Below are 22806 nucleotides of genomic sequence, written 5' to 3' on the forward strand. Positions count from 1 at the left end.
AGACCGTGACCGACATCCAAGAACTGCTGGGCGACGAGGCCAAGGACCTGCTGACCCACTCCGCCCAGGGGATCCCGGGGGAGGACCTGGTTCTGCCCGGCCCCGACTTCGTCGACCGGGTCGTGTCCGGGACCGACCGCTCGCCCCGGGTGCTGCGCAACCTGCAGTCACTCTTCGGCCACGGCCGGCTGGCCGGCACCGGATACGTGTCGATCCTGCCGGTCGACCAGGGAATCGAGCACTCCGCGGCATCGGCGTTCGCCCCGAACCCCCGCTACCTCGACCCCGCGAACATCGTCGAACTCGCCCTCGACGGCGGCTGCAACGCGGTGGCCAGCACCCTCGGTGTGCTCGGCGCCGTGTCGCGGCGCTACGCGCATCGGATCCCCTTCATCGTCAAGCTCAACCACAACGAGCTCCTGACCTACCCCAACCACTACGACCAGATCATGTTCGGCGACGTCCAGCAGTGCTTCGACCTGGGCGCGGCAGGCGTCGGCGCCACGGTCTACTTCGGCTCAGAACAGTCCGACCGCCAATTGCGGGAGGCCAGCGAGGTCTTCGCCCGGGCCCATGAGCTGGGCATGTTCACGGTGCTGTGGTGCTACCTGCGCAACTCGGCGTTCACGAAGGACGGCGTGGACTACGCGGTCTCCGCCGACCTCACCGGCCAGGCCAACCACCTCGGCGTGACGATCGAGGCCGACATCGTCAAACAGAAGCAGGCGGAGAACAACGGCGGCTACCGTGCGCTGGGCTTCGGCAAGACGCACCCGCTGCTGTACGACCAGCTCACCACCGACCACCCGATCGACCTCACACGCTGGCAGGTCGCCAACTGCTACATGGGCCGCGTCGGCCTGATCAACAGCGGCGGCGCCTCGGTCGGCCAGGGCGACCTGGCCCAGGCGGTACGGACCGCGGTGATCAACAAACGGGCCGGTGGCACCGGTCTCATCACCGGCCGGAAAGCCTTCCAGCGCCCCACCGCCGAGGGCGTCGAACTCCTGCACGCCGTCCAGGACGTCTACCTCGACGAGAGTGTCACCGTCGCCTGACGGGGGCGTGGCCGGAGACCGGGCGCCGGTGCCCAGGACTCGGCGTCCTGGGGGCCGGGCACGACCCCTCGGCACCAAGGGACCCCAGGGCGCCTCAGACCGGCGCCACCCCGCCTGTGCCGGCCGGGGCCGTATGGGAGTCGGCCCCCGCGTGCCGCAGGCGCCGCTCGCCCCCCTCCGGGCAGGGCGACCGACGAGTGAAGACGTCCTGCCCGACGACTGCGGCCCACCGACCCGGCCGGGCCGTCACGGCGCCGGAAGAGCGGGACGAACGGCCCGAATTCCCGTACGCCGGCGGCGGAGCGCCACGCGTGTTGCGTATCGACCGGTCCGAGGGACCACGGTGCCCCGGGCCGCGGACCGTCGGCGGGCGAGCAGGGACATCCGGCCCCCTGCCTGCGCGGACGCCGCGCGAATTGACTGACGGTCACCCCGATACGAGCCGGCCGCCGGCACGCCGGCGGGCCGTACGGCCGCACCCGCAGCCCCGGCAGCCGGCGTGTCGCCCTTCGGCCGGGCACGCCATGGGAGCCCGGGGACGCCCTTCCTCGTCCTGAGGAAGTCCGGACCGTTGCCCGGGGCCGCTCGGCCCATGCCCCGGCGCGGTCGGGTGGCCGAGGCTGGAGGTGTCGTAGTACGGCATCCGGCTCCTGGAGGCCGCCATGACCGGCACCCCGTCCGTGGTGGACGACGTGATGACCCGTGAAGTCGTCGCCATGCGCCGCGACGCGGCGTTCAAGGACATCGTCACGGCCATGCGGCGATGGCGGGTCGGCGCCGTGCCCGTGCTCGACGACGAGGGGCATGTCATGGGTGTCGTGTCGGAGGCGGACCTGCTGCGCGAGGAGGAACTCCGGGACGGCGCCCCCGGCGGGTACACCGGGCTGCTGCGCGCGGACGATCTCACGACGGTGTCCGCGCTGCCCGCCGGGGAGCTGATGAACATCCCGGCCGTCACCGTCCGGGCCGGAGCCACGATCCCGGAGGCGGCGCGCATGATGGCGCGGCACGGGGTCAAGCGGCTGCCGGTCGTGGACGCCCAGGGCGTGCTCGTCGGCATCGTGAGCCGCGCCGACCTGCTCAAGGTGTTCCTGCGGCACGACGAGACCATTGCCGAGGAGATCAGGCGCGACGTACTCCCGCATCTCTTCGCCCACGAGGCCGAACCGGTCCGGGTGCGGGTCCGCGACGGCGTCGTGACCCTTACCGGCCGCGTCACCGACACCGCGCTGGTGCCGGTCGCCGCCGGGTGGGTGCGCGGTGTCGAAGGCGTGGTCGACGTGGACTGCGCGTTGACCGGACCCCACCGCCGTCCCGCCCTCGACCCGAACCTTCCGGACGCTGGGGCGTCTGCGCGGACCCGCGTTGCGGAGGGAGGTGCCGAATCATGAACCGCAACAGTTCCCGGAAGCCGACAAGCGTCCACAGCCGCCGGAAGCGGGGCAGGCCGTGGTTCTGGCGGTGGCGGCGCAATCCGCTGCGGCGGCGCAGCGACGTCGTGGAGGCCTGGATCGTGTTCGCTCTCTGGGCCCTCGCCCTCCTCGGCGGGGTGCTCTCAGGCTGGGCAGTGGCCCAAGCCGTCGGCCAGACGTTCGCCGACCGGCGGGCCGACACCCGCTCGGTGTCCGCCGTGCTGACCGAGAACGCGGCGGACGGCTCGCCCGTCACGGCCGGTTACGACGTCGGCAGGATGTGGGTCACGGTTCGGTGGGCGGCCGCCGACGGCACCGTGCACACCGGCCGGGCGAAGGCCGCCCCCACGGCCACCGCCGGCAGTCACGTCCAGGTCTGGGTGAACCGCGGCGAGCAGTCGGTCAGCGCACCGCCGAGCAAGGCGGAGTCGATTTTCGAGGCGGTCGCGTCCGGTGCCCTCGTCGGCCAGCTGACCGTGACCGCGGTCTACGGCGGCGGCTGGCTGGTCCGCCGGCGGCTGCTCCGGCACCGTCTCGCCGAGTGGGACGACGAATGGCGGCGGGTCGGCCCCCAGTGGCGCAACTTCAGCGGCGGCAAGGGCTGACCCCCGGACAAGGGCCGACCGGAACCCGGACCGGGACGGTCGGCCCCGTGCCGTCCCAACTCCCTTGCAGAACGCTGGAGATGAGCAAGAGAGAGGAGGCACAGCATGAGCGGCATACTCGAGCGCTGGTCCGGCTGGCCGGTGCTGCCCGACCTGTTCGGCTGGGCGGAGGCCGGCTTCCCGGGTGCGCACGGCGCTCCGGTCCTGCACGGCATCCGGGTCGAGGAGCACTTCAAGGACGGCACCTATGTGCTGCGGGCCGAACTCCCGGGCGTGGACCCCGCCCAGGACGTCGAGATCACTGTCGCCGAGGGTGTTCTGACCCTGCGGGCGGAGCGCTCGGCGGAGACCGAGGAGAAGCACCGTACCGAATTCCGCTACGGCACGTTCGCCCGCTCTGTCCGGCTCCCGTCGGGAGCCAAGGGGGACGAGGCGACCGCGGTGTACGAGGACGGTGTCCTGACCATCACGGTCCCGGTCCCGGAGACGAAGGCGGGGACCAGGACCATCCCTGTGCGGACGGGCTGAATCAGGGGTGCTGCCCGAACCGCATGAGGTGTGCGCGGCCGAGGGTCATCGGCCGCGCTCACCGCCGTCCTCCCGGGTTCCCGGACGTCACTGCCCCGCTTCCGGCGGCTGTGGACGCCTGCCGGCTTCCGAGACCCTCCGGTTCGCTGAACCGGGTATCCGGCGGCGCGTCAGCCGGCGCCGCTCCGGACGGGGACGGGGGCCAGGTGGCAGCGCACGTCGACCACACCCTCCACGGCGCGTGCCAGACGCTCGGCGACCGGCACCAGACCCGTGCCGTCGATCCATCCGGTGAGGGTGACCACCCCCTCGGTGACCTCGACCTGGATGTGGTCGGCGAAGAGGGGGAAGAGCCGCTCGACGACCTCCCGGCGTACCTCCTCGGTGAGTTCCTCGTCCTCGCGGAGGAACACCTTGAGCAGGTCCGCGCGGCTCGCGATGCCTTCGAGCATGCCGACGCCGTCGACGACGGGCAGCCGCTTGACCCTGCGCCGGGCCATGATGCGGGCGGCCTCGGCCAGGGTGGCGTCGGCGTGCACGGTCACGGCGGGCGCGCTCATCAGCTCCCCGGCGGTCAGCCCGCCGGCCTTGGCCAGGTCGGCCAGCCGTTCCCGCTGCACGAACCGGTCCGGATCGCGGTCCCGGAACTCCTCCTTGGGCAGCAGATCGGCCTCGGACACGACGCCGATCACCCTGCCCTCGCCCGCCAGCACGGGGAGGGCGCTGATTTTCCACTGGTCCATCAGCGCGACGACGTCCTTGAACGGGGCGTCACGGCCGACGGCCACGGCGGTGCGGGTCATCACATCGCTCACGGTGTGCGGGCTGCCGTGCATGGTTGCCTCCTCGGGATCTCCCCCGTTCCAGCGTGTGCCTGGCACGGACGGGGGACCAAGGGCCGTCCAGGCCCTCCGGAAGAGACTCTTCGGCCCATGGCGGCCCGTACCCGTGCGCCGGCGGCACCCCGGCAGGACACCGATGCGGGCCACGGACGCCGACGCATCGCACTTCTCGTCCCACGCCGACGGGCTCGGATCATCGACCGGCCGCGCGGGGCTCCGGCCCCTCGGACGACGGGCCTCGCGCATGGTGAGCCGGAGTCGGCGGCCGAGATCCGCGGCCGGATCGACCGGACCCAGGCCGGACCGCCGTGGGCGCCCCGCTTTGGGGGCGGAGGGGGACCGGCAGTCCCGGACGGCGGCGGGAGGGAGGTGGGCCGGATGGCCCCCGGGGCCGGGTCGGTCCGCGCCGTCGTCCGGACCGCTCGGCTCAAGCGCCCCCGGTGCCGGATGAGTTGGCTGGGAGGGAGGGGAACGACCCCGACGAGGGAGGGCGAGAACAGTGGGCACGAGCCTCACGACGGAGTTCTGGGAGCGCTTCTCGGTCCTGCTGGTGGTGGCGCTGGCCATGACGGCGATCCTCACCGCGGTCTTCACGACGCTGTTCGACGCGCTCACCGCACGGCTGCGCGACCGGCGGCCGCACCGCACCACGCCACGGATCCCGCACCCGCGCTTGTCGGACGATCGGCCGACCCCCGCGCACCACTGAACCGCAACCGAAGGGCTTGGTGCCGCCCGCAGGAAGCGGCCGGCACCAAACCCTTCAACGCCGCGGCGGCGATGGTCACAGCTTGCGCAGCCGGTCCTCCGCCACACCGCGCGGCGCCCGCTCGGTCGGCCGCGGCCACCTGTCGTCGAACCGACAGGTGAGGATGGACGGATGTTCGGCCCGGTGCCCGGTCATCAGGTCGGGCGGCCCCGGTGACCGTGGCGCGCGGGTGGTCGGTGACGGCGGGCGTCGACATGGCCGCCGCCTGCGACGAGGTCATCGAGTTCGCCTTCGAGGCGGCCCGGATCCGGCACGCCCGGCTGCGCGCCGTGCACGCCTGGCACCCGCCCGGCCCGCTCGGCCTCGGCGCCGGAGAGATCGGCCTGGTGGACGACCCCCGGCAGGCCGAGGAGTGGCTGGGCTTCCTCAAGGCCGTGCTGCGGGTGTGGCGCGACAAGTACCTGATGTGGAGGTGCTGGAGACGGTGGCCGAGGACAGGGCAGGGCCTCGACGGTGTTGGTCCGGGCCGCCACCGGGGCGAGCCTGCTCGTCGTCGGGCACCGGCTCACCGAGCGGCCGGTGGGCCCGCGCACCGGCCCGGTCACCCATGCGGCGATCCATCATGTCGGCTGCCCGGTAGCCGTCGTTCCCCACACGTGAGGCGGCCGGGCAAGTACGGCGTCCTGCCCATCGACAGCAGCACTCTGGCGCGCATGACCGTCGAACGACCCCAGATCACCCCGGCACGGACCTCGTACACCTTCCGTCCCGGTGCCCAGGCGCCGCCGTCGGCCGTGGTCCCGCGAGTCCTCAACCGCCCGCACAGCATCACCGCCGAAGTGGAGATCCCGCCGGAGGCTCGGAGGGCGTCCTGATCAGCCAGGGCACCGGCGCCGGCGGCTGGGCCCTCTACCCCCCGCCCCCTGCTGCCGACGACCAACGCCTAACTCGAAGCCCAGTTGGTACCGGCCCTCGGACACCAGGTTCGACGTGGAAACCGGGTTCGCCCGCGCCCTGCTCGGCTCCGTCAGCCGGCAGGTCTCCCAGCACGCCACCTGCCCGGTCGTGATCGTGCGTGCCGCACAGCGGGGACGCGGGAACCGGTCACTGGAAGGCCGCGTGGATTTCCTGCTCGGTGGCCTCGTGCGAGACGAGCAGCAGTTCGTCACCCGCCCGGAGCCGTACCTCCGGACCGGGGACGGTCGGCCGCCCCTCGCGCACCACGGTCGCTACGACGGTGCCGGCCGGCAGGGCGATCTCGCCCAGGGTGCGTCCCGCGGCCCGGGACTCCGAGGTGATCGCGGTCTCGATCACCTCGACGCCCGCCTTGCTCAGCCGCAGCAGTGCCACGGTGTCCGCGGCGCCGGTGGCCTCCTCGATGAGCGAGACCAGCGGGGTGGCGGAGGGCACCGCCACGTCCACACCCCACCGGCGGTCGAACAGCCAGGCGTTCTCCGCGTCGTTGACCCGTGCGGCCACCCGTGCCACGCCGAACCGCTGCTTGGCGAGCAGGCTGATGACGAGGTTGTCCTCGTCGCGGCCGGTGGCGGCGATGAGGACGTCGGCGGTGCGGGTCCCCGCGTCGGCCAGGAGACCGGGCTCGGAGGCGTCCCCCGCCAGCAGCCGCACCTGGGGCATGCCGTCGAGTTCCGCCAGCCGGTCGTCGTCGCGTTCGACGAGGGTGACGTCGTTGCGTGCGGCGGAGAGCACCTGGGCGATCTGGGTGCCGAGGCGGCCGGCGCCGGCGATCAGGACCTTCATGTTCCCAGCTCCTTGTCGAGGAAGCCGCGCAGCCTGCCGAGCGCGGTCGCGGCGACGGCGAAGGTGACCAGGTCACCGGGTTCGGCCGCGAGGCCGTGGGCGGGCAGCAGTGAGCGGCCGACCCGGGTGATCTCCACGACCCGGATCTCACCGTCGACGTCGAAGGCGGTGAGCGGACGCCCTGCGAGGTAGTCCGGGATCTCCGAGCGGACCAACAGCGTCTCGCCGTTGCCGAAAGCGACTTCCGGGGTGAGGTGGCGGTGCAGCAGCATCTGGTGGATGCGGCTGACGGCCCAGCGGACGCTGGAGACCGCCGGGATGCCCAGGTCCCGGTAGATGTCGGCGCGACGCGGGTCGTGGATGCGGGCGAGGACGACCGGGACCCGGTAGGTCTCCTTGGCCGTCCGCGCACTGACGATGTTGGTGTTGTCGGTGGAGGTGACCGCGACGAAGGCGTCGGCACCGTCGATCCCGGCCGCCTCCAGCACAGGGCGGGCGAAGCCGTTGCCGACGTGGAAGGAGCCGGGGAAGCCGGCCGGCAGCAGCCGGTCCGCGGTGGGCCGCCGGTCCACCACCCGCACGTCGTGGTTCTCGCCGGCGAGCTGCGTGGCGAGGGTGGCCCCCACGCGGCCGCAGCCCACGATGACGACTCTCATCGGCTTCCTCCCTTCGTGGTCGCCGCGCGGCGCCGCAGCAGCCACTTCCGGCATTCCTCGGCGGCCAGTAGCAGGACACCGAAGGCGGTCAGGACCGCCCAGTCGGCGGCGGTCAGCGGGGCCGTGTGGAAGATCGCCTGGAGCGGCGGCGCGTAGCTGACCGCGGCCATCAGCGCGATGCCGAAGCCGCCCGCGGCCAGCAGCCAGGGATTGGTCAGCAGCCCGGCGCGGAAGACACTCTGCCGGTCGGTGCGCACCGCGAGGGCGTTGAAGAACTGGCTGACGACGATGCCGGCCTGCACCATGGTGATCGCCTCCCGGTACACGGGGGTCTCCTTGGTGAAGTCCGCGTAGGGGATGCCGGAGGCGTGGATGTGCCAGAAGAACACCGCGCACACGCCGAGCGCCTGGATGCCGCCCAGGAAGAGGATGCGCCCCATGACGGCCGCCGAGAACAGCCGTTCCTGGCGGGGCCGAGGCGGGCTGTCCATCACGTCGGGCTCCGCCGGCTCGGCGCCGAGCGCCAGCGCGGGCAGCACGTCCGAGCCCAGGTCGATGGCGAGGACCTGTACGGCGGTGATCGGCACCAGCGGGAAGCCGGCGAAGGTGGCCGCGAGGATCGGCACGAGTTCGGCGATGTTGTGGCTGAACAGGTAGATCAGGAACTTGCGGATGTTCCGGTAGACCGAACGGCCCAGCCCCACCGCGGTCGTGATCGACGCGAAGGAGTCGTCCAGCAGCACCATCACCGCCGCCTCCCGGGCGACGTCGGTGCCGGAGGCGCCCATGGCCACCCCGATGTCCGCGTGCTTGAGCGCGGGCGCGTCGTTCGCGCCGTCCCCGGTGACGGCGACCACCTCGCCCCGCCGCTGGAACGCCGTGACCACCCGCATCTTGTGTTCGGGACTGACCCGGCACAGCAGGAGCTCGGCCGAGGAGGCCAGCAGCGTGTCCAGGCCGCCGTCGTCCAGCGCGTCCAGCTGCGTGCCGGTGACCACGGTCGGATCGGGCCCGCGCACGATCCCGACGCGGCGCGCGACGGCCTCCGCGGTGAGCGGATGGTCACCGGTGACCATGACGATCCGGATCCCGGCTCGCCGGCACGCGTCCACCGCGTTCCGCACCTCCGGTCGCGGCGGGTCGTACATCCCGGCCAGCCCCAGCAGCGTCAGCTCCGACTCCACGTCACCGATCGGCGGACGCTGCCCGGCAACCGGCCGCGCGGCGACTGCCAGCACCCGCAGCCCCTGTCCGGCCATGCCGTCCGCGGCGGCGGCAACCTCGGTGCGGGCGGCGTCGGTGAGCGGAACAGGCACGCCGTCCCGGTCGACGGCCGTGCAGCGGGCCAGCAGTTCGAGCGGCGCGCCTTTGACGTAGGCGACGTACGTGCCGTCCGTATCGCGGTGCACGGTGCTCATCAGCTTGCGCACCGAGTCGAAGGGGTACTCCGCCACCCTGGGCGTACGGGACTCCTCCGCCGCCGGATCCAGGCCCGCCTTCCGGGCGGCCACCACCAGGGCGCCCTCGGTGGTGTCGCCCAGCACCCGCCACCCGTCCCGCCCGGCCGGCGGCACCAGCCGCGCGTTGCCGCACAGCGCCGCCGCCCGCAGCAACTCGCGCACCGGTGCCGCGTCGGCGACCTGGCCGTCGGGTGCGTACCCGACGCCGTTCACGGCATGCGGTACCCCGTTCGCCCACAGCCGTACGACCGTCATCTCGGCCTGCGTGAGCGTGCCCGTCTTGTCGGTGCACACCACGCTGGTCGACCCCAGCGCCTCCACCGCCAGCAACTGCTTCACGAGCGCATGCCGGCGGGCCATCCGGCGCACCCCGATCGCCAGGGACACCGACAGCGTCGCAGGCAGACCCTCCGGCACCAGCGCGACCATCACACCGAGCGCGAAGACGAAGGTGTCCACGAACGGCTGCCCGCTGGGCACGCGCAGCGCGAACACCAAGGCACCTGTCGCCAGCGCGACACCGGCCACCCGCCGGGCCATGGCGGCGACCTGGCGCTGCAGCGGGGTCTGCTGCCGCGGTGCCGCCGCGGTGAGCCGGAAGATCCGCCCGAACTCGGTGCCGGTCCCGGTGGCGAACACGACGGCCTCGGCGGTCCCCGCCACCAGGTCGGTGCCCATGAACACGCAGTTGCGCGCCTCGAGCACAGCGCCCGCAGGCACCGGGTCGGCGATCCGCGCGACGGCCTCGCTCTCGCCGGTGAGGGCCGCGTTGTTGACGGCTACCTCCTGCGCCTGGACCAGCCGACAGTCGGCGGGCACCGCGTCCCCGGCCTCCAGCACCACCACGTCGCCCGGCACCAGATCCCGCGCGGGCAGCTCCCCGGGCTCGCCGTCCCGCAGTACCCGGCAGGTGTGCGGCACCATCGCCTGCAGGGACTCCGCGGTGCGCTCGGCGGAGTACTCCTGCGCGAAGCCGATGCCGGCGTTCAGCAGCACCACGCCGAGGATCGCCACGGCCAGTTGGAGCGTGGCCGCGTCCCGGGGCTGCCCGAGCAGGTAGGCGAGGAAGGTGATCGCCGAGGCGACCAGCAGCACGACCGCGAAGAGGTCGGTGAACTGCGCGAGCAGCCGCCGCCCCACCTGGCCGCGGGCCGCGCCGGGCAGCTCGTTGGCGCCGTACCGGGCCTGCCGCGAGGCGGCCTCGGCCGAGGTGAGACCGCGTGGGCTGCTGTCCAGGGCGGCGAAGACGTCCGTGGCCGGGAGGAAGGGGACGGAGGAAGCGGGTTGCGGGACCGGGGGCCGCCCGATCGTCGGTTTCCAGGGATCCGCCGGGGAGGCGTCGTACTCGCGTACCGCCGGTGTTCCGGGAGCCGGATCAGAGGGCATGCGGCGCTCCGCCCGCCGAGTCGCGCCCGGACGGTTCCTGCAGCACGGTCCGGGCGACCGGACCCAGCAGGTCGGCCAGTCGGCGGAAGACGTCGAGGAACAGGTCGTCGATCGCCAGCACGCCCACCACCCGGCCCAGCTCCAGGACCGGTAGCCGGCGCACTCCGGTGCGGCGGAACGCCCCGTAGGCCGCCTGGAGGTCGTCGGCCGCGTCTACGGTGACCACCCGGCCGGACATGACCGCGCGGACTTCCGCATCCCGGTCCAGGCCGGCGGCCAGGCCGCGCAGGACGATGTCGCGGTCGGTGACGATGCCCACCAGCATCCCCTCGCCGTCGACGACGAGTACCGATCCGACGGAGGCCCCGGCCATCCGCCGGGCCGCCTCCGCCAGCCGCACGTCCGGCGTGACCGTCACCGGCGGGGCGGTCATCGCCTCGGAGACCTTCATACGACAACTCCTCATCGTGGGGAGGGAACGAAGCGGGGCACGGTGTACGTACCGCCTCTCAGAGGACGTCGAGCACCTCGCTCACCGGGCGCCGGGGGCTGGGGTGGCCCTGGGGGCCGTAGCCGAGCCGGATCACCATCTGCACATGGGCCATGCCGGAACTCGGGTCGCGGGTCACCCACCGCAGCTCAGGCCACTCCAGGGGCTGGGACGTCATGGAGGTCACCAGTCCGCCGGCCGTGGCCACGAGCAGGACCCGCTCCAGTGCCTGCCCCGCGTGCAGCCAGTCCGCGGGACCGTCGTGGCCGGTACCCAGCAGTGCGATGTGCGGGTTCCTCTCGAACACCGCCCAGCCGCGTCCGGGCACCCGCCGTCCGGCGGCGAAGTCGCGCACCGGGGTCGCCGGACCGTACCGGCCGGGGCCGAACGCCTCGGCGGGTATCCCGTCCGACGCCGCGTGGCGGCCTGCCGGCCCGGTCCGGGTCCAGTGGGCGGTCTCGGCGCGCAGGCCGGGGTCGAGTGCCTCGCGGCCCTCGGCGTCCTGCACCAGCTCCAGCAGTTCCTGCACATGCCAGACGCCGGGGAAGACCAGCTGCGCGCCCTCGGCGCCCGCGGCCTCGCACATCCGGTCCTGCAGGTCGGCCGGTATCGGCCGCTCGCTGTAGGGATGGCGGCTGGAGTGACGACGGGGGATCGCCGGGTGCAGGGCGACGAGGGCCTGATCGGGCGGTTCGGTGCCGTTCAGGGCCAGTTCGGCGAGCAGCGTCGGGTCCGCCGGGTCCGGCAGCAGCCGTACGACCGGGGCGAGTCCGGCCGCGGCGGCGGCCACGCGCAGGTTGAACAGGGCGGCGCCGCAGCCCATGTGCAGACCGCGGCCGTCAGGGTCGCTGCGCGGCAGCGCGCGCGACACATCGGCATACAGGCGCACGACGCCCTCGGCGGCGAGGTGGCGGAAGCTCCAGGGCTGCGCGTTGTGCAGCGACGGCGCGGCCGTGGCATCGGCCACGAGCGTGGCGAGCGTGTTCGCGTCCACGTGTTGAGCGGTCACGGTGACTCCCTTCGCCGGGCCCCGCTTCCAGCGTGGACGATCACCACCGTGGCGGGGCATGGGCCGCATGGACCCTGCGAGGGACCGAGTGGACCCAGGGCAGCGGCCGCTCAGGCGGCTGCCGACGGAACGACGAGGACGGGGCAGCGGGCATGGTGCAGCACGCCCTGGCTGACCGAGCCCAGCAGCATGCCGGCGAAGCCGCCGTGCCCACGGGTGCCGACCACCAGGCCCAGCGCGTGGGCCGAGGCATCGGTGAGCACCTGCACCGGATGGCCGGCCACCAGTTCGTGCCGCAGATCCACCTGCGGCCGGCCCGCCCGGCGCCCCGCCACGATCTCGGAGAGCAGACGACGCGCCTCCTGCTGCGGTTCGTACTCGTCGAAGATCCGCAGCGGCCCCGCCTCCCACACGTACAGGGCCCGCAGTTCGGCGCCGCGCAGGGCCGCCTCCTCGAAGGCCAGGTCGACGGCGTCGGCACAGTGCTCGCTGCCGTCGACACCGACGACGAAGTACGCCGGTTCCTGGGTGACGTGCTCCGGTTCCGGTACGACGACCACGGGACAGCGCGCGTGAGCCATGACCGGTACGGCGACCGAGGCGGAGCCGAACACCTCCTGGGCCCGGCTCAGGTGGCGCGAGCCGAGGACGACGGCCGTGGCCTCGCGGCTCTGCTCGCGCAGCACCCACACCGGATCGCCCTCGGCGAGGAGGGTGTCGGTCTCGACGTCCGGGTGCCGGGCCGTGACGAAGGCCGTGGCCTCGCCGAGCAGTTGCCTCCCCGCCTTGTGCAGTGCCGTGTTCCACTCCTCCCAGGACGGCGGGACCTCGCGCCCCCGGTAACCGCGTGTGGGCACGCCCTCGGCGTGGACCACGCGCAGCGGCAGCCGGCGGCGGGCGGCCTCGTCGGCCGCCCAGGCCAGCGCGGTGCGCAGGCCCGGCTCCGGTGCGATCCCCACCACGACCGGTCGGCGGTCACCTCTCCTGGTCATGGCCGCCTCCGGCCGCCAGATGCCGGACGTGGGCGTCGGGGCCGGGGAAGTAGAGGGTCACCCGGCCGTCGTCGGCCCAGCGAACATCGTACGGCGGGCTGCCGTCCGGGTGGTGCAGCCCGACCACCTCGCCGTCCCGGGCCACGACCCCGTCCGTGGTGCCCTGTACGACGATCTCGTCGCCGACGCGGGCGTGCATCGAACCGCCGGTCGCCTCGGGGCGGACACCCGGACCCGTCTTCCTGATCGCTTCCGGAGCGGTCATCGTCCTCGCCTCCTTCGCGATGGCGCGGCGGGTCGCCGCCGTCGCTTCCATGGGAACGCCGGTACGGCCGGGGTGCCAGTGCCCGTTGGTCCCGGTACCGGACCGGTCGGCCCACCGGGACAGGCCATGTGGCGCCGGGGCGGCGTGTGCGGTGGCGGGGGACCGGGACGTTGCCTCGGCGGGCGCCCGTTCGTCACCGAGGAGGACCCCGCGCACCGGCCAGGCGTCGCCGTCGGCCAGCCGGTCCCGCCACACCCGGACCGGCTCCTCCGCGGCCCGCCGTGCCGCACGCTCCCGCTCCAGCAACAGCCGGAGCTTGCGTTCGAACAGGCCCGCGCCGCGCGGGGCGGTGGCGATACTGCAGCGCATCCGCATCCGCATCCGCAGCCGGCCAGGGCGGCCCGTCAGAGCCTGTGCCCGCTCACCGCTCCTCCTCCTCCTGTTTTCTCCTCCCACGATGGGCGGTGGGCGTCCAGCAACTCGGACGGGAGCATGCCGAGCTGACTGTCCAGCAGGGTCAGCAGCCGGCCGCTCCCAGGCGCGGTCCGGCGACTCGGAAGGCACGCCGACGGCGGACGCACCCGGTGTGCCCCACCGGGCGGAATCGCTCTCCCCGTTCCCGAGCCGCCCGGCATCGGGTAGGGCCGTCAAGCCGCCGCACCAGGGCCGTTCGGCTCTTGGCGCGCGCGGAGGGAACGGAAAACTGGGACCGAAGGCAACTCGACGGATTCCGGAGGCCACCGTGAACACGCACGAGAACTTCGCCACGGGGACCGACGCCCGCAGGTCTGTGCCCTCCCGCCCCGGGAGCCCCGGTGAGCAGGCGCGGCAGGACATGCTCGTCCGCTACCTGGGCGCCGTCGCCAGGGCCGGGCAGGCCGGCACCGAGCCCCCGGCGACCGCTGTCTCCGCGGCGCGACCGGCCACGTCCTCCGCGCCCCGGGCCGCTCCGCCGGAGGCCACGCCGCCGCTGGTGCGGGACCTGATGGACGTGCCTGCCGCGTCCGTCCACGACGACCTGCCGTACCGCGACATCGCCCGGCTCCTCGCCCGCGAGCGGACCGGCGCGGTTCCGGTCGTGGACGCCGAGGACCACGTGGTCGGTGTCGTCTCGGAGTCCGATCTGCTGGCGAAGGTCGCCTTCGACGTGTCCGGTCACCGGCCCGGGCCCGTCGGCAGGCTGCGTGAGCGGCGGGTGTACGGCAAGGTGCACGGTGAGACGGCCGCCGATCTCATGACGAGCCCCGCGATCACCGTGCTGCCGGGTGCGACGGTCGCCGAGGCCGCCTGGCTCGCCGCCCTGTCCCGGCTGAAGCGGATACCGGTCACCGACCACGAGGGCCGCCTGGTCGGCGTCGTCCGCCGGGACGCGCTGCTGCAGGTGCTCATCAGGGACGACGCGGGCATCCGGGCGGAGGTCGAGAGCCGTGTCGCGGCCCTCTGCGCGCCCGGTGAGCGGGACGCCGTGGCCGTGACCGTGCGCGACGGCAGCGTGGAGCTGACGGGCCGGGCGCCGACCGCGACGGCGGAGCGGCTGGTGGCCGAGATCGAGGCGATCACCGACGTCATCGAGGTGAAGAACCTCCTGGACGCCGACTGACCGGGACCATCAGCGACCGGACCGGCGTAGCCCGTGACCAACCACCCTCCGGCCCGGGGACCCGGGTGCCGGCGGCCGGAGTTTCCGCCCCGTGCCGTGCGGTCTACGGTGGATGCGAAGCGATTCGACGTCTCCTCGCCGACACACGCACGGGCCGAGGAGGAGCGTGGTGACAAGCGAGGGTTCCCGCATACAACTGCCGCAGCTCAGGCTCGACGAGCTGTTGGAGGAGCTGCAGGCACGGCTCGACGCGGCCCGCCACACCCGTGACCGGGTGCACAGCCTGCTGGAAGCGGTGCTCGCCGTCGGCAGCGAGCTGGACCTGGAACACGTCCTGCGCACCATCGTGGACGCGGCCGCCGCACTCGTGGACGCCGAACACGCCGCCCTCGGTGTCATCGGACCGGACGGCAGGGCCCTTTCGGCGTTCCACACCGTCGAAGTGACCGAGGCGCAGATCGCCGCGATCGGTCCTCGCCCGGAGGGCCACGGCAAACTCGGCGAGCTGCTCCGTGAGCCCGAGCCGCTGCGGCCGACGAGACCCGGCGGCCACCCGGCCGCCCATGGTCGCCCGCCACACCACCCGTCGGCGAAGAGCTTCCTGGGCGTCCCGATCCGCGTCCGCGACCAGGTCCTCGGCAACCTGTACCTCACCGAGAAGCGCGGCGGAGCCGCGTTCGGCGAGGAGGACGAGGCGATCGTGTCCACCCTGGCCGTGGCCGCCGGCATGGCCATCGACAACGCCCGGCTGTACGCGGACTCCCGGCTGCGCGAACGCTGGCTGCGGGCGAACGCCGACATCAGCCACAGCCTGATGTCCGGGAGCCCGCGCGCCGAGACGCTCGCCCTGATCGCCGAACGGGCCCGGGAGATCACCGGCTCGGCACTGGCCGCGGTCGCTGTCCCGATGGCGGAGACCAAGGCGCTCACCGTGGAGATCGCCGTCGGACTCGACGCGGAGGACCACCGGGGGCTCGTGCTGCCCCTGCACGAGAGCCTGATGGGACTGGCGTACACCGCCGCCGCCCCGGTCGCCAGCGACGACGTCGCCCACGACTCGCGCATCTCCCCGGAACCCCTGCGCTTCGAGGGCCTCGGCCCAGCGGTCGCCGTCCCCGTCGGTACGCCCGAGGGCGGCACCCGGGGCGTGGTCCTGCTGGCCCGCGAGGCCGGCCGGACCGCGTTCACGCAGAAGGAGACCGGGTTGCTGCAGGCGTTCTCCACGCAGGCGGCCCTCGCGATGGAACTGGCCGGGCACCGGGAGGACGCCGAGCGGATCGCACTGCTCCGGGATCGCGACCGGATCGCCCGCGACCTGCACGACCTGGCCATCCAGCGCCTGTTCGCCACCGGGATGACGTTGCAGGGCACGGGACGCCTCATCGGGCACCCGGAGGCCGCCGAACGGGTACGGCGGGCCGTGGACGACCTCGACGAGACCATCAAGATCATCAGGTCGGCCATCTTCGGTCTGCGGACCCAAGAGGGCGCCACCGCCGGCGGGCTGCGGGCGCGGGTGGTCGACCTGGTGGGCGAGGCCGTCCCCGAGCTGGGCTTCACCCCGGTCCTGCGGATCGAGGGGCTGCTGGACACCGACGTACCTCGAAAGATCGCTGACGACATCCTGGACGTGCTCGCCGAGTCCCTCGCCGGAATCGCCCGGCACGCTCGCGCGAGCCGCGCGCAGGTGGTGCTCACGACAGACGGCCGCGAAGCGGTCCTGACGGTCTCGGACAACGGCGCGAGCATCCCGGGCGCAGGCCGTGGCGACGGCCTGGCCACCATCGCCGGGCGGGCGCAACGGCTGGGCGGCCACTTGAACGTGTCCCATCCCGACGGTGGCGGTACCGAGCTGACCTGGCGGGTCCCGCTGTCCGCGGAGCAGACACCCGGACACTGACCGGGAGGCCTCAGCTCGCTCCGCCCGGCCCCGGGAAGGGCTACTCGGCCCAAGCCCCGGACGGCTTCGCCGGCGCAGGCTGAAGACGTCCGACACGGCATCCGAGCACCGGGAGATCTTCCTGTGCGACGACGCGGACATCGCGGTGCGGCGGGAGGCGGTCGGCCACCTCTTCCCCGCGCGCCGACGCGGGCCGGACATGCGGCGTCCGTGCCAGGCGCCCCCCGCTTCCGGTCAGCCGTGCTCGGCGCTCGGCGGGTGACGCTGCGCTCACGGTGGGCGTCGAGTCCCGGTTCACCGGCGGGGAGGCAGAGCGAACGGCGGGCGACGGCCGCTACTGATCGGCCGGTGTGATCCGCCGGCCGGTGAGCCTGGTCGGCCGGATCGACACCCACATCTCCCGCTCACCGCCCGCCCACGGCGTGGTGTGCGCCTGCCGGGTGAGCCTGCGCACCGCCTCGGGCTCGGTCACCACGGTCGCGGGCCCGACGGCGAGCACGCTCCAGCCCTGGCTCAGCGCCTCGTCGACGTGGTCGACCTCGAAGGCGACCTCCGTCTCCGCGGCCGTCGCGGCCACGGACCGCGGCGCCGTCCGGAAGACGATGGCGTCGTCCACGACTTCGTAGTTCACCGGGACCACCGCCGGACGGCCGTCCGGCGCCGTGACGGCGAGGCGTCCCACGCCGTGCGTGGACAGCAGCGCGCGGCACTCCTGCGGGCCGAGTTCCCGCAGCCGCGGGTGCAGCAGCGCGCGGCCCTGACCGGGCGGCACATCCAGACCTCCGCCGCGCAGCGCGGCGGAAGTGGTGCCCAGCGCGTCGGCCAGCCTGGCGAGGGCCGACGGCGTCGGGTCACCCGGCTGTTCCTCCAGGTACGCCAGGTAGGCGGGGGACATCCGGGCCCGGCGGGCCGTTTCCTCCCGGCTCAGCCCGAGCCTCCGGCGTTCGACGGCCACACGACGGCCGATGTCCCCCGGACCGGCCGCGCCGACGGGCGGCCCGGTCACGGACGGGGGCTCCACCCCGGCCGTACCCACCGGAGGGGAGTCATGGTGCCGGACGTGCGCGTCCGGGCCGGGGAACACGAGCGTCACTTCGTCCGTGTCCGTCCAGCGCACGTCGTAGGGCGGTGTGCCGTCCTCGTGGTGGAGCCCGACGATCTCACCGTCGCGTCGGGTGGCGCCGGTCGCCGGACTCTCCACGACGAGTCGGTCGCCGAGGTGAGCTCGCATGATCGCTGCCCCTCTCTCTCCGCGCATTCCGTGCTCCCTCCAACCTGCCACGTGGAACCGGCCGCCGCACGAGGCGGGCGGACCGGGCATCGACGTGCCGGTCGGAGGACGATTTCCGGGCTGCATGGGCCGGCCGGCGCTCTGGAGGCGGTCGTCCGAGGGCGCAGGACGGTGAAGCCCGGCACGGCCCCGCCCGTGACGACCGCGGCTCCGGCGGGCCGGTCCGAGGCCCACGCCGCTGACGAGCGCCGAGCGGGCCACCGACGCGAGTGTCCGTCCGGCGGTACCGCCCCCTCGGTCGGCCGGCTGCAGCGCCCCGCCCGGGGAGCCGAGCATGCTCCCGGACACCTCGTCAGGTGGCCGATACGGAGCCGGGGACGGGCCCTTGCCGTCGGCAGCCGCCGCTCCGGCGCGTGGCGCCCGCAGGAAGGGCCGGGCGGAACCGTGTGACGCGTGGGTCCGCGCCCAGGGGGCGATAGCCCTTTTACAGGTGCCGTTCGGCCTCTGTGGCCGGCTCCCGGCAGGGAGCAGCCTTGGAGCCGACCCGTCGAGCAGGAACGTGCAGGGGGTGGAGCGATGGACGCTTCCGGTGCCGGCGCCGTCTCCGTGCTGCGCGCCGCCCACGAGCGGTTCGTGACCTCGGCCGGCCGGGAGCCGGAAGTGCGCGGCCTCGTGGCCGACTCCTGGCGGCGCTGTGCGGCGAGCGGCATACGACCCGACGGCGGCGACCCGCCCCCACTGCGCCGGGGCTCCGCCGAGTTGAACGCCTGCCGTCTGACTCATCCGCTCGCCGCCGTACTGCCCCTCTTCCGCGATCTGCTGGGTGCCGACGCGGCCGACGACGGGCATGTGTTCGCGGTCGGTGACGCCGACGGCACCCTGCTCTGGGTCGAGGGGGACCCGGAGGCCATGGGACGTGCCGAGCGGATGCGGTTCATCGCGGGAGCCAGTTGGGCGGAGCGCACGGCAGGCACCAACGCCCCTGGAACCGCACTGGAGTTGGGGCGCCCCGTGCAGATCGTCACCGGCGAGCACTACAGCGCGGCCGTGCACGACTGGTCCTGTGCCGCCGCCCCGGTGCGCGATCCCGCCACCGGACGGGTGGTCGGCGTGGTCGACCTGTCCGGCGGCGCCACCATCGCCACACCCCCGGCCCTGGCCGCCGTACGCGGTGCCGCACTGGCCGCCGAGGCGCACCTCGCCCGCCCACCCGCGTCCGTACCCCTCCTGGGACCGGCCGCCGCTCCGGCTGAGATCCGGCTCACTGCACTGGGCCGGGACTGCGCCGTGCTGGAGTACGGGGACCATGTGCTGCGACTCAGCCCGCGGCACAGCGAGATCGTGCTGGCCCTCGCGCTCGTGGGCCGGGGCATGACCGGGGAACAGATCGCCGTGGACCTCTCCGAGCGCGAGATCCCCGCCTCGACGCTGCGCGCCGAGATGACCCGGCTGCGGGCCGTGCTGGGACCGGACCTGCTCGGGTCCCGCCCGTACGCACTGCTCCGCCCCGTGCGCACCGACGTCGACGACGTGTCCCGGCTGCTGGCCGCGGGCCGCGTCCGCGAGGCGCTCGACCGCTATCCCGGCCCGCTGCTGCCGCGCTCCGACGCACCCGTCGTCGTAGAGCAACGCCGGTGTCTGGAACAGCAGTTGCGTGGAGCCGTGCTCGCCGCCGGGGACGCCGGCCTGCTGCGCCGCTGGGTCGGCGCGACGTGGGGGGCGGAGGACACCGCTGCCTGGACGGCGCTCGCCCACACGCTGCCCGGTGGCTCCCCGCAGCGCGCCGCCGCGGCTGCGCGGGCCCGCGCGCTGGATCCCCGAGTGCGTGCGTTCCCCCAGGTCCGGTCGTATGCAGCGGTGTTGCAGCGTTCCCGCTCCTAGCGTCCTGAGTATCACCACTCGTCGTGATCGAAACGGGACGCGACAGGGAGAGAGAAGGGGACGGTCATGAAGTACCAGCCTCCGGGCACGCCGGGCAGCGTCGTGGACGTCGCCCCCCGCTACGAGAACTTCATCGGCGGCAAGTGGGAGGCCCCCACCACCGGCGAGTACAAGCCCAACCTGTGCCCCGCCACCGCCAAGCCCATCTGTGACATCCCGAAGTCGGCAGCCGAGGACATCGAACTCGCCCTGGACGCCGCGCACGCCGCCAAGGACAAGTGGGGCGAGGCCTCCACCGCCCAGCGCGCCGCGGTCCTCACCAGGATGGCCGACGCCATCGACGCCCACCGCGAGGAACTCGCCGTCGCCGAGAGCTGGGACAACGGCAAGCCGGTCCGCGAGACCCTGGCCGCCGACCTCCCCCTCGCGGCCGACCACTTCCGCTACTTCGCGGCCGCGATCCGCGCCGAGGAGAGCGAGATCACCGAGATCGACAAGGAGACCATCGCCTACCACTTCCACGAGCCGCTGGGCGTGGTCGGGCAGATCATCCCGTTCAACTTCCCGCTGCTGATGGCCGCGTGGAAGCTCGCGCCGGCGCTCGCCGCCGGCAACGCCACCGTCATCAAGCCCGCCTCGCCGACCCCGTGGTCGATCCTCAAGCTCATGGAGGTCGTCGGCGACATCGTCCCGCCCGGCGTGCTCAACGTCGTCAACGGACCCGGCGCCGAGATCGGCAAGGCCCTCGCCACCAACAAGCGCATCGCCAAGGTCGCCTTCACCGGCGAGACCACCACCGGCCGCCTGATCATGCAGTACGCGGCCCAGAACATCATCCCCGTCACACTGGAGCTGGGCGGCAAGTCGCCGAACATCTTCTTCAACGACGTCGCCGCCAAGGACGACGACTTCCTCGACAAGGCCGTCGAGGGACTCGTCCTGTACGCCTTCAACAAGGGCGAGGTCTGCACCTGCCCCTCGCGGGCCCTGATCCAGGAGGACGTCTACGAGGAGTTCATGGGCCGCTGCCTGGAGCGGATCCGCGCCATCAGGCAGGGGAACCCGCTCGACACCGCGACCATGATCGGCCCCCAGGTGTCGAAGCAGCAGGTCGAGAAGATCGCGTCGTACGTCGAGATCGGAGAGAAGGAGGGCGCCGAACTCCTCGTCGGCGGCCACCGGACCGCGCTCGGAGGGGAGTTCGCGGACGGCTACTTCTACGAGCCGACCGTGCTCAAGGGCCACAACAGGATGCGGGTCTTCCAGGAGGAGATCTTCGGACCCGTCCTCGCCGTCACCACCTTCAAGGACGAGGCCGAAGCCCTGGAGATCGCCAACGACACGCTGTACGGCCTCGGCGCCGGCGTGTGGACCCGGGACGGCGCGCTCGCCTACCGGATGGGCCGCGCCATCAAGGCCGGCCGGGTCTGGACGAACTGCTACCACCAGTACCCCGCGGGTGCCGCCTTCGGTGGCTACAAGGTCTCCGGCATCGGCCGGGAGACGCACAAGATGATGCTCGACCACTACAGCCAGACCAAGAACCTTCTGGTCAGCTACGGCACCAAGCCGATGGGGCTGTTCTAGAAGGAGCGCGGTGACATGTCCGTCAGTTCGGCGAACCTCGAGAACGGCACCGCCGGACGCGTCACCGTCACCCCGGCGGCCCGCAGGGCGATCGACGCCCTGCTCGCCGCCCAGGGCGGACCGGTGATGTTCGTCCAGTCCGCCGGCTGCTGCGACGGCAGCGACCCCATGTGCTTCCCCAGCGGTGAGTTCCTGCTGGGGGAGGGCGACATGCTCGTCGGCGTGGTGCACGGCTGCACCTTCCACATGAACGCCGACCAGTACGAGGCACTCGGCCGCCCCCGCCTCGTCCTGGACGTCGAACCGGGCACCCCGGGCGGCTTCTCCCTCGCGGCCGGGGACGGACTGCGCTTCGTCACCCGGACCAAGGCGCCCGGACGCCAGACCAGTTGAGGAGCAGATCATGAAGGCAGCGGTCGTCACCGACTTCGGCAAGCCCCTGGAACTCCAGGACCTGCCCGTACCCACCCCCGGTCCCGGCGAAGTGCTCGTGCGCATGGAGGCCTCCGGGCTCTGCCACACCGACATCCACGCCGCCCACGGCGACTGGCCCGTCAAGCCCCACCCGCCGTTCGTCCCCGGCCACGAGGGCATCGGCCCCGTGGAGACCGTCGGTGCAGGCGTCCCCGAGGACCTCCTCGGCAGGCGGGTCGCCGTCCCCTGGCTCGGCTCGTCCTGCGGCACCTGCCGCCACTGCGTATCCGGCTGGGAGACCCTGTGCGAGTCCCAGGTCAACTCCGGATACTCCGTGGACGGTTGCTACGCGGAGTACACCGTCGCGAACGCAGGCGCGATCGTCCCGGTCCCCGACGGCGTGACGTCCTTCGACGCGGCCCCGCTGACCTGCGCCGGCGTCACCACCTACAAGGCCGTCAAGGTCGCCCGGGTCGTGCCCGCCGAACGGGTCGCCGTCTTCGGCGTCGGCGGCCTCGGCCACCTCGCCGTGCAGTACGCGCGTCTGGTCGGCGGACTGGTCACCGCGGTCGACCTGGAGCCCGACAAGCTGGGCCTGGCCCACCGGCTCGGCGCCGACCAGATCGTCAACGCCCGCACCCACGACCCTGTCGAGGAGATCAAGAAGGCCGGCGGAGCGGACGTGGCCGTCGTGCTCGCCGCCGCCCCCAAGGCCTTCGAGCAGGCCTACCGGTCTCTCAACCGCGGCGGCCGCCTGGTGATGGTCGCCCTGCCGGCCGACAACGCGGCGGTCACCGTACCGATCTTCGAGACCGTCCTCGGCGGCATCTCCGTCCTCGGCTCCATCGTCGGCACCCGCCAGGACCTGGCCGAGGTGTTCGCGCTGCACGCTGCCGGTCGCACCCAGGTGATCGCCGAACCCCGGCGCCTGGACCAGGTCAACGACGCGTTCGACGAGGTCCTCGGCGGACGGGCCGAGGCCCGGCTCGTCTTCCGGTTCTGAGAGTTCCGCGGCCCGGC

General features: G+C 73.3%; 21 protein-coding genes and 2 pseudogenes. 14 read left to right on the top strand and 9 right to left on the bottom strand.

The features are described 5' to 3' along the window. Positions 1–5 precede the first annotated feature (5 nt). From ACFY0P_RS08360 to ACFY0P_RS08375, 4 genes are all read left to right on the top strand, one after another. The gene (locus ACFY0P_RS08360) at positions 6–1058 is read left to right on the top strand and encodes a class I fructose-bisphosphate aldolase (protein WP_388908649.1); all 1053 of its coding nucleotides are present in this window, start codon (positions 6–8) and stop codon (positions 1056–1058) included. Positions 1059–1720: 662 nt separating this feature from the next. Then, positions 1721–2449 (top strand): CBS domain-containing protein, encoded by a 729-nt coding sequence (locus ACFY0P_RS08365; RefSeq protein WP_388908651.1) that lies wholly within the window; start codon positions 1721–1723, stop codon positions 2447–2449. After that, positions 2446–3075: a hypothetical protein gene (locus tag ACFY0P_RS08370; RefSeq protein WP_388908653.1), complete on the top strand. Its 630-nt coding sequence runs from the start codon at positions 2446–2448 to the stop codon at positions 3073–3075. The genes ACFY0P_RS08365 and ACFY0P_RS08370 overlap by 4 nt, the downstream gene beginning before the upstream one ends. Before the next feature lie 105 nt (positions 3076–3180). Next, entirely contained in the window at positions 3181–3603 is a 423-nt protein-coding gene (locus ACFY0P_RS08375) for an Hsp20/alpha crystallin family protein (RefSeq protein WP_388908655.1), read from the top strand. A gap of 170 nt (positions 3604–3773) precedes the next feature. Here the strand turns inward: ACFY0P_RS08375 and ACFY0P_RS08380 are convergent, their stop codons facing one another. Beyond that, on the bottom strand, positions 3774–4439 hold the full coding sequence (locus ACFY0P_RS08380; RefSeq protein WP_388908657.1) for a CBS domain-containing protein: 666 nt from the start codon (positions 4437–4439) through the stop codon (positions 3774–3776). Positions 4440–4944: 505 nt separating this feature from the next. Here ACFY0P_RS08380 and ACFY0P_RS08385 point away from each other — a divergent pair. From ACFY0P_RS08385 to ACFY0P_RS08400, 4 genes and pseudogenes are all read left to right on the top strand, one after another. Then, positions 4945–5154 (top strand): hypothetical protein, encoded by a 210-nt coding sequence (locus ACFY0P_RS08385; RefSeq protein ID WP_388908659.1) that lies wholly within the window; start codon positions 4945–4947, stop codon positions 5152–5154. A gap of 236 nt (positions 5155–5390) precedes the next feature. Next, positions 5391–5814 (top strand): annotated as a pseudogene (locus ACFY0P_RS08390) (universal stress protein); the annotation flags it as partial. Between the two features lie 53 nt (positions 5815–5867). After that, a complete protein-coding gene (locus tag ACFY0P_RS08395; protein ID WP_388908661.1) occupies positions 5868–6029 on the top strand; it encodes a hypothetical protein in 162 nt (53 codons plus the stop codon). Positions 6030–6144: 115 nt separating this feature from the next. Further along, a pseudogene (locus ACFY0P_RS08400) lies at positions 6145–6219 on the top strand (universal stress protein); the annotation flags it as partial. Positions 6220–6258: 39 nt separating this feature from the next. Here ACFY0P_RS08400 and ACFY0P_RS08405 read toward each other — a convergent pair. The 7 genes from ACFY0P_RS08405 to ACFY0P_RS08435 all read right to left on the bottom strand — a co-directional run bounded on the left by ACFY0P_RS08405 (position 6259) and on the right by ACFY0P_RS08435 (position 13542). Beyond that, the gene (locus ACFY0P_RS08405; RefSeq protein WP_388908663.1) at positions 6259–6915 is read right to left on the bottom strand and encodes a potassium channel family protein; all 657 of its coding nucleotides are present in this window, start codon (positions 6913–6915) and stop codon (positions 6259–6261) included. Next, positions 6912–7571, bottom strand: coding sequence for a potassium channel family protein (locus tag ACFY0P_RS08410; protein ID WP_388908665.1), 660 nt, complete (start codon positions 7569–7571; stop codon positions 6912–6914). The genes ACFY0P_RS08405 and ACFY0P_RS08410 overlap by 4 nt, the downstream gene beginning before the upstream one ends. Then, a complete protein-coding gene (locus tag ACFY0P_RS08415; protein ID WP_388908666.1) occupies positions 7568–10417 on the bottom strand; it encodes a cation-translocating P-type ATPase in 2850 nt (949 codons plus the stop codon). The genes ACFY0P_RS08410 and ACFY0P_RS08415 overlap by 4 nt, the downstream gene beginning before the upstream one ends. After that, positions 10407–10868, bottom strand: coding sequence for a CBS domain-containing protein (locus tag ACFY0P_RS08420; RefSeq protein ID WP_388908668.1), 462 nt, complete (start codon positions 10866–10868; stop codon positions 10407–10409). Before ACFY0P_RS08420 ends, ACFY0P_RS08415 begins: the two co-directional genes overlap by 11 nt. 58 nt (positions 10869–10926) lie before the next feature. Then, a complete protein-coding gene (locus ACFY0P_RS08425; protein WP_388908670.1) occupies positions 10927–11916 on the bottom strand; it encodes an Acg family FMN-binding oxidoreductase in 990 nt (329 codons plus the stop codon). 110 nt (positions 11917–12026) lie between these two features. Further along, the gene (locus ACFY0P_RS08430; protein ID WP_388908672.1) at positions 12027–12908 is read right to left on the bottom strand and encodes a universal stress protein; all 882 of its coding nucleotides are present in this window, start codon (positions 12906–12908) and stop codon (positions 12027–12029) included. Beyond that, a complete protein-coding gene (locus tag ACFY0P_RS08435) occupies positions 12892–13542 on the bottom strand; it encodes a DUF1918 domain-containing protein (RefSeq protein WP_388908674.1) in 651 nt (216 codons plus the stop codon). The genes ACFY0P_RS08430 and ACFY0P_RS08435 overlap by 17 nt, the downstream gene beginning before the upstream one ends. 373 nt (positions 13543–13915) lie before the next feature. On the opposite strand from ACFY0P_RS08435, the gene ACFY0P_RS08440 reads away from it, so the two are divergent. Further along, a complete protein-coding gene (locus tag ACFY0P_RS08440) occupies positions 13916–14773 on the top strand; it encodes a CBS domain-containing protein (RefSeq protein WP_388908676.1) in 858 nt (285 codons plus the stop codon). A 112-nt stretch (positions 14774–14885) separates the two neighbouring features. Next, on the top strand, positions 14886–16673 hold the full coding sequence (locus ACFY0P_RS08445) for a GAF domain-containing sensor histidine kinase (protein ID WP_388908678.1): 1788 nt from the start codon (positions 14886–14888) through the stop codon (positions 16671–16673). 334 nt (positions 16674–17007) lie between these two features. Here the strand turns inward: ACFY0P_RS08445 and ACFY0P_RS08450 are convergent, their stop codons facing one another. Continuing rightward, on the bottom strand, positions 17008–17904 hold the full coding sequence (locus tag ACFY0P_RS08450; RefSeq protein WP_388908680.1) for a pyridoxamine 5'-phosphate oxidase family protein: 897 nt from the start codon (positions 17902–17904) through the stop codon (positions 17008–17010). Between the two features lie 576 nt (positions 17905–18480). On the opposite strand from ACFY0P_RS08450, the gene ACFY0P_RS08455 reads away from it, so the two are divergent. The 4 genes from ACFY0P_RS08455 (at position 18481) to ACFY0P_RS08470 (ending at position 22789) form a co-directional block, all read left to right on the top strand. Further along, positions 18481–19785, top strand: a complete 1305-nt coding sequence (locus ACFY0P_RS08455) for a transcriptional regulator (protein ID WP_388908682.1) — start codon at positions 18481–18483, stop codon at positions 19783–19785. Between the two features lie 66 nt (positions 19786–19851). Continuing rightward, entirely contained in the window at positions 19852–21372 is a 1521-nt protein-coding gene (locus ACFY0P_RS08460) for an aldehyde dehydrogenase family protein (protein ID WP_388908684.1), read from the top strand. Positions 21373–21387: 15 nt separating this feature from the next. Beyond that, positions 21388–21765 carry a DUF779 domain-containing protein gene (locus ACFY0P_RS08465; protein WP_388908686.1) on the top strand — a complete coding sequence of 126 codons (378 nt, stop codon included), beginning with the start codon at positions 21388–21390 and terminating at the stop codon, positions 21763–21765. Positions 21766–21775: 10 nt separating this feature from the next. Continuing rightward, positions 21776–22789 carry a zinc-dependent alcohol dehydrogenase gene (locus ACFY0P_RS08470; RefSeq protein WP_388908688.1) on the top strand — a complete coding sequence of 338 codons (1014 nt, stop codon included), beginning with the start codon at positions 21776–21778 and terminating at the stop codon, positions 22787–22789. The last annotated feature ends 17 nt before the right edge of the window (positions 22790–22806 follow it).

It is taken from the genome of Streptomyces sp. NPDC001714, from assembly GCF_042892755.1.
In the GTDB taxonomy this organism is placed as follows: Bacteria; Actinomycetota; Actinomycetes; order Streptomycetales; family Streptomycetaceae; genus Streptomyces.

Excerpts from the sequence above, each read along its gene's own strand:
- ACFY0P_RS08365 (WP_388908651.1), top strand. The coding sequence starts at position 1,721 with ATGACCGGCACCCCGTCCGTGGTGGACGACGTGATGACCCGTGAAGTC.
- ACFY0P_RS08370 (WP_388908653.1), top strand. The coding sequence starts at position 2,446 with ATGAACCGCAACAGTTCCCGGAAGCCGACAAGCGTCCACAGCCGCCGG.
- ACFY0P_RS08375 (WP_388908655.1), top strand. The coding sequence starts at position 3,181 with ATGAGCGGCATACTCGAGCGCTGGTCCGGCTGGCCGGTGCTGCCCGAC.
- ACFY0P_RS08380 (WP_388908657.1), bottom strand. The coding sequence starts at position 4,439 with ATGCACGGCAGCCCGCACACCGTGAGCGATGTGATGACCCGCACCGCC.
- ACFY0P_RS08395 (WP_388908661.1), top strand. The coding sequence starts at position 5,868 with ATGACCGTCGAACGACCCCAGATCACCCCGGCACGGACCTCGTACACC.
- ACFY0P_RS08405 (WP_388908663.1), bottom strand. The coding sequence starts at position 6,915 with ATGAAGGTCCTGATCGCCGGCGCCGGCCGCCTCGGCACCCAGATCGCC.
- ACFY0P_RS08410 (WP_388908665.1), bottom strand. The coding sequence starts at position 7,571 with ATGAGAGTCGTCATCGTGGGCTGCGGCCGCGTGGGGGCCACCCTCGCC.
- ACFY0P_RS08415 (WP_388908666.1), bottom strand. The coding sequence starts at position 10,417 with ATGCCCTCTGATCCGGCTCCCGGAACACCGGCGGTACGCGAGTACGAC.
- ACFY0P_RS08420 (WP_388908668.1), bottom strand. The coding sequence starts at position 10,868 with ATGAAGGTCTCCGAGGCGATGACCGCCCCGCCGGTGACGGTCACGCCG.
- ACFY0P_RS08430 (WP_388908672.1), bottom strand. The coding sequence starts at position 12,908 with ATGACCAGGAGAGGTGACCGCCGACCGGTCGTGGTGGGGATCGCACCG.
- ACFY0P_RS08435 (WP_388908674.1), bottom strand. The coding sequence starts at position 13,542 with ATGCGCTGCAGTATCGCCACCGCCCCGCGCGGCGCGGGCCTGTTCGAA.
- ACFY0P_RS08445 (WP_388908678.1), top strand. The coding sequence starts at position 14,886 with ATGCGAAGCGATTCGACGTCTCCTCGCCGACACACGCACGGGCCGAGG.
- ACFY0P_RS08450 (WP_388908680.1), bottom strand. The coding sequence starts at position 17,904 with ATGCGAGCTCACCTCGGCGACCGACTCGTCGTGGAGAGTCCGGCGACC.
- ACFY0P_RS08455 (WP_388908682.1), top strand. The coding sequence starts at position 18,481 with ATGGACGCTTCCGGTGCCGGCGCCGTCTCCGTGCTGCGCGCCGCCCAC.
- ACFY0P_RS08460 (WP_388908684.1), top strand. The coding sequence starts at position 19,852 with ATGAAGTACCAGCCTCCGGGCACGCCGGGCAGCGTCGTGGACGTCGCC.
- ACFY0P_RS08465 (WP_388908686.1), top strand. The coding sequence starts at position 21,388 with ATGTCCGTCAGTTCGGCGAACCTCGAGAACGGCACCGCCGGACGCGTC.
- ACFY0P_RS08470 (WP_388908688.1), top strand. The coding sequence starts at position 21,776 with ATGAAGGCAGCGGTCGTCACCGACTTCGGCAAGCCCCTGGAACTCCAG.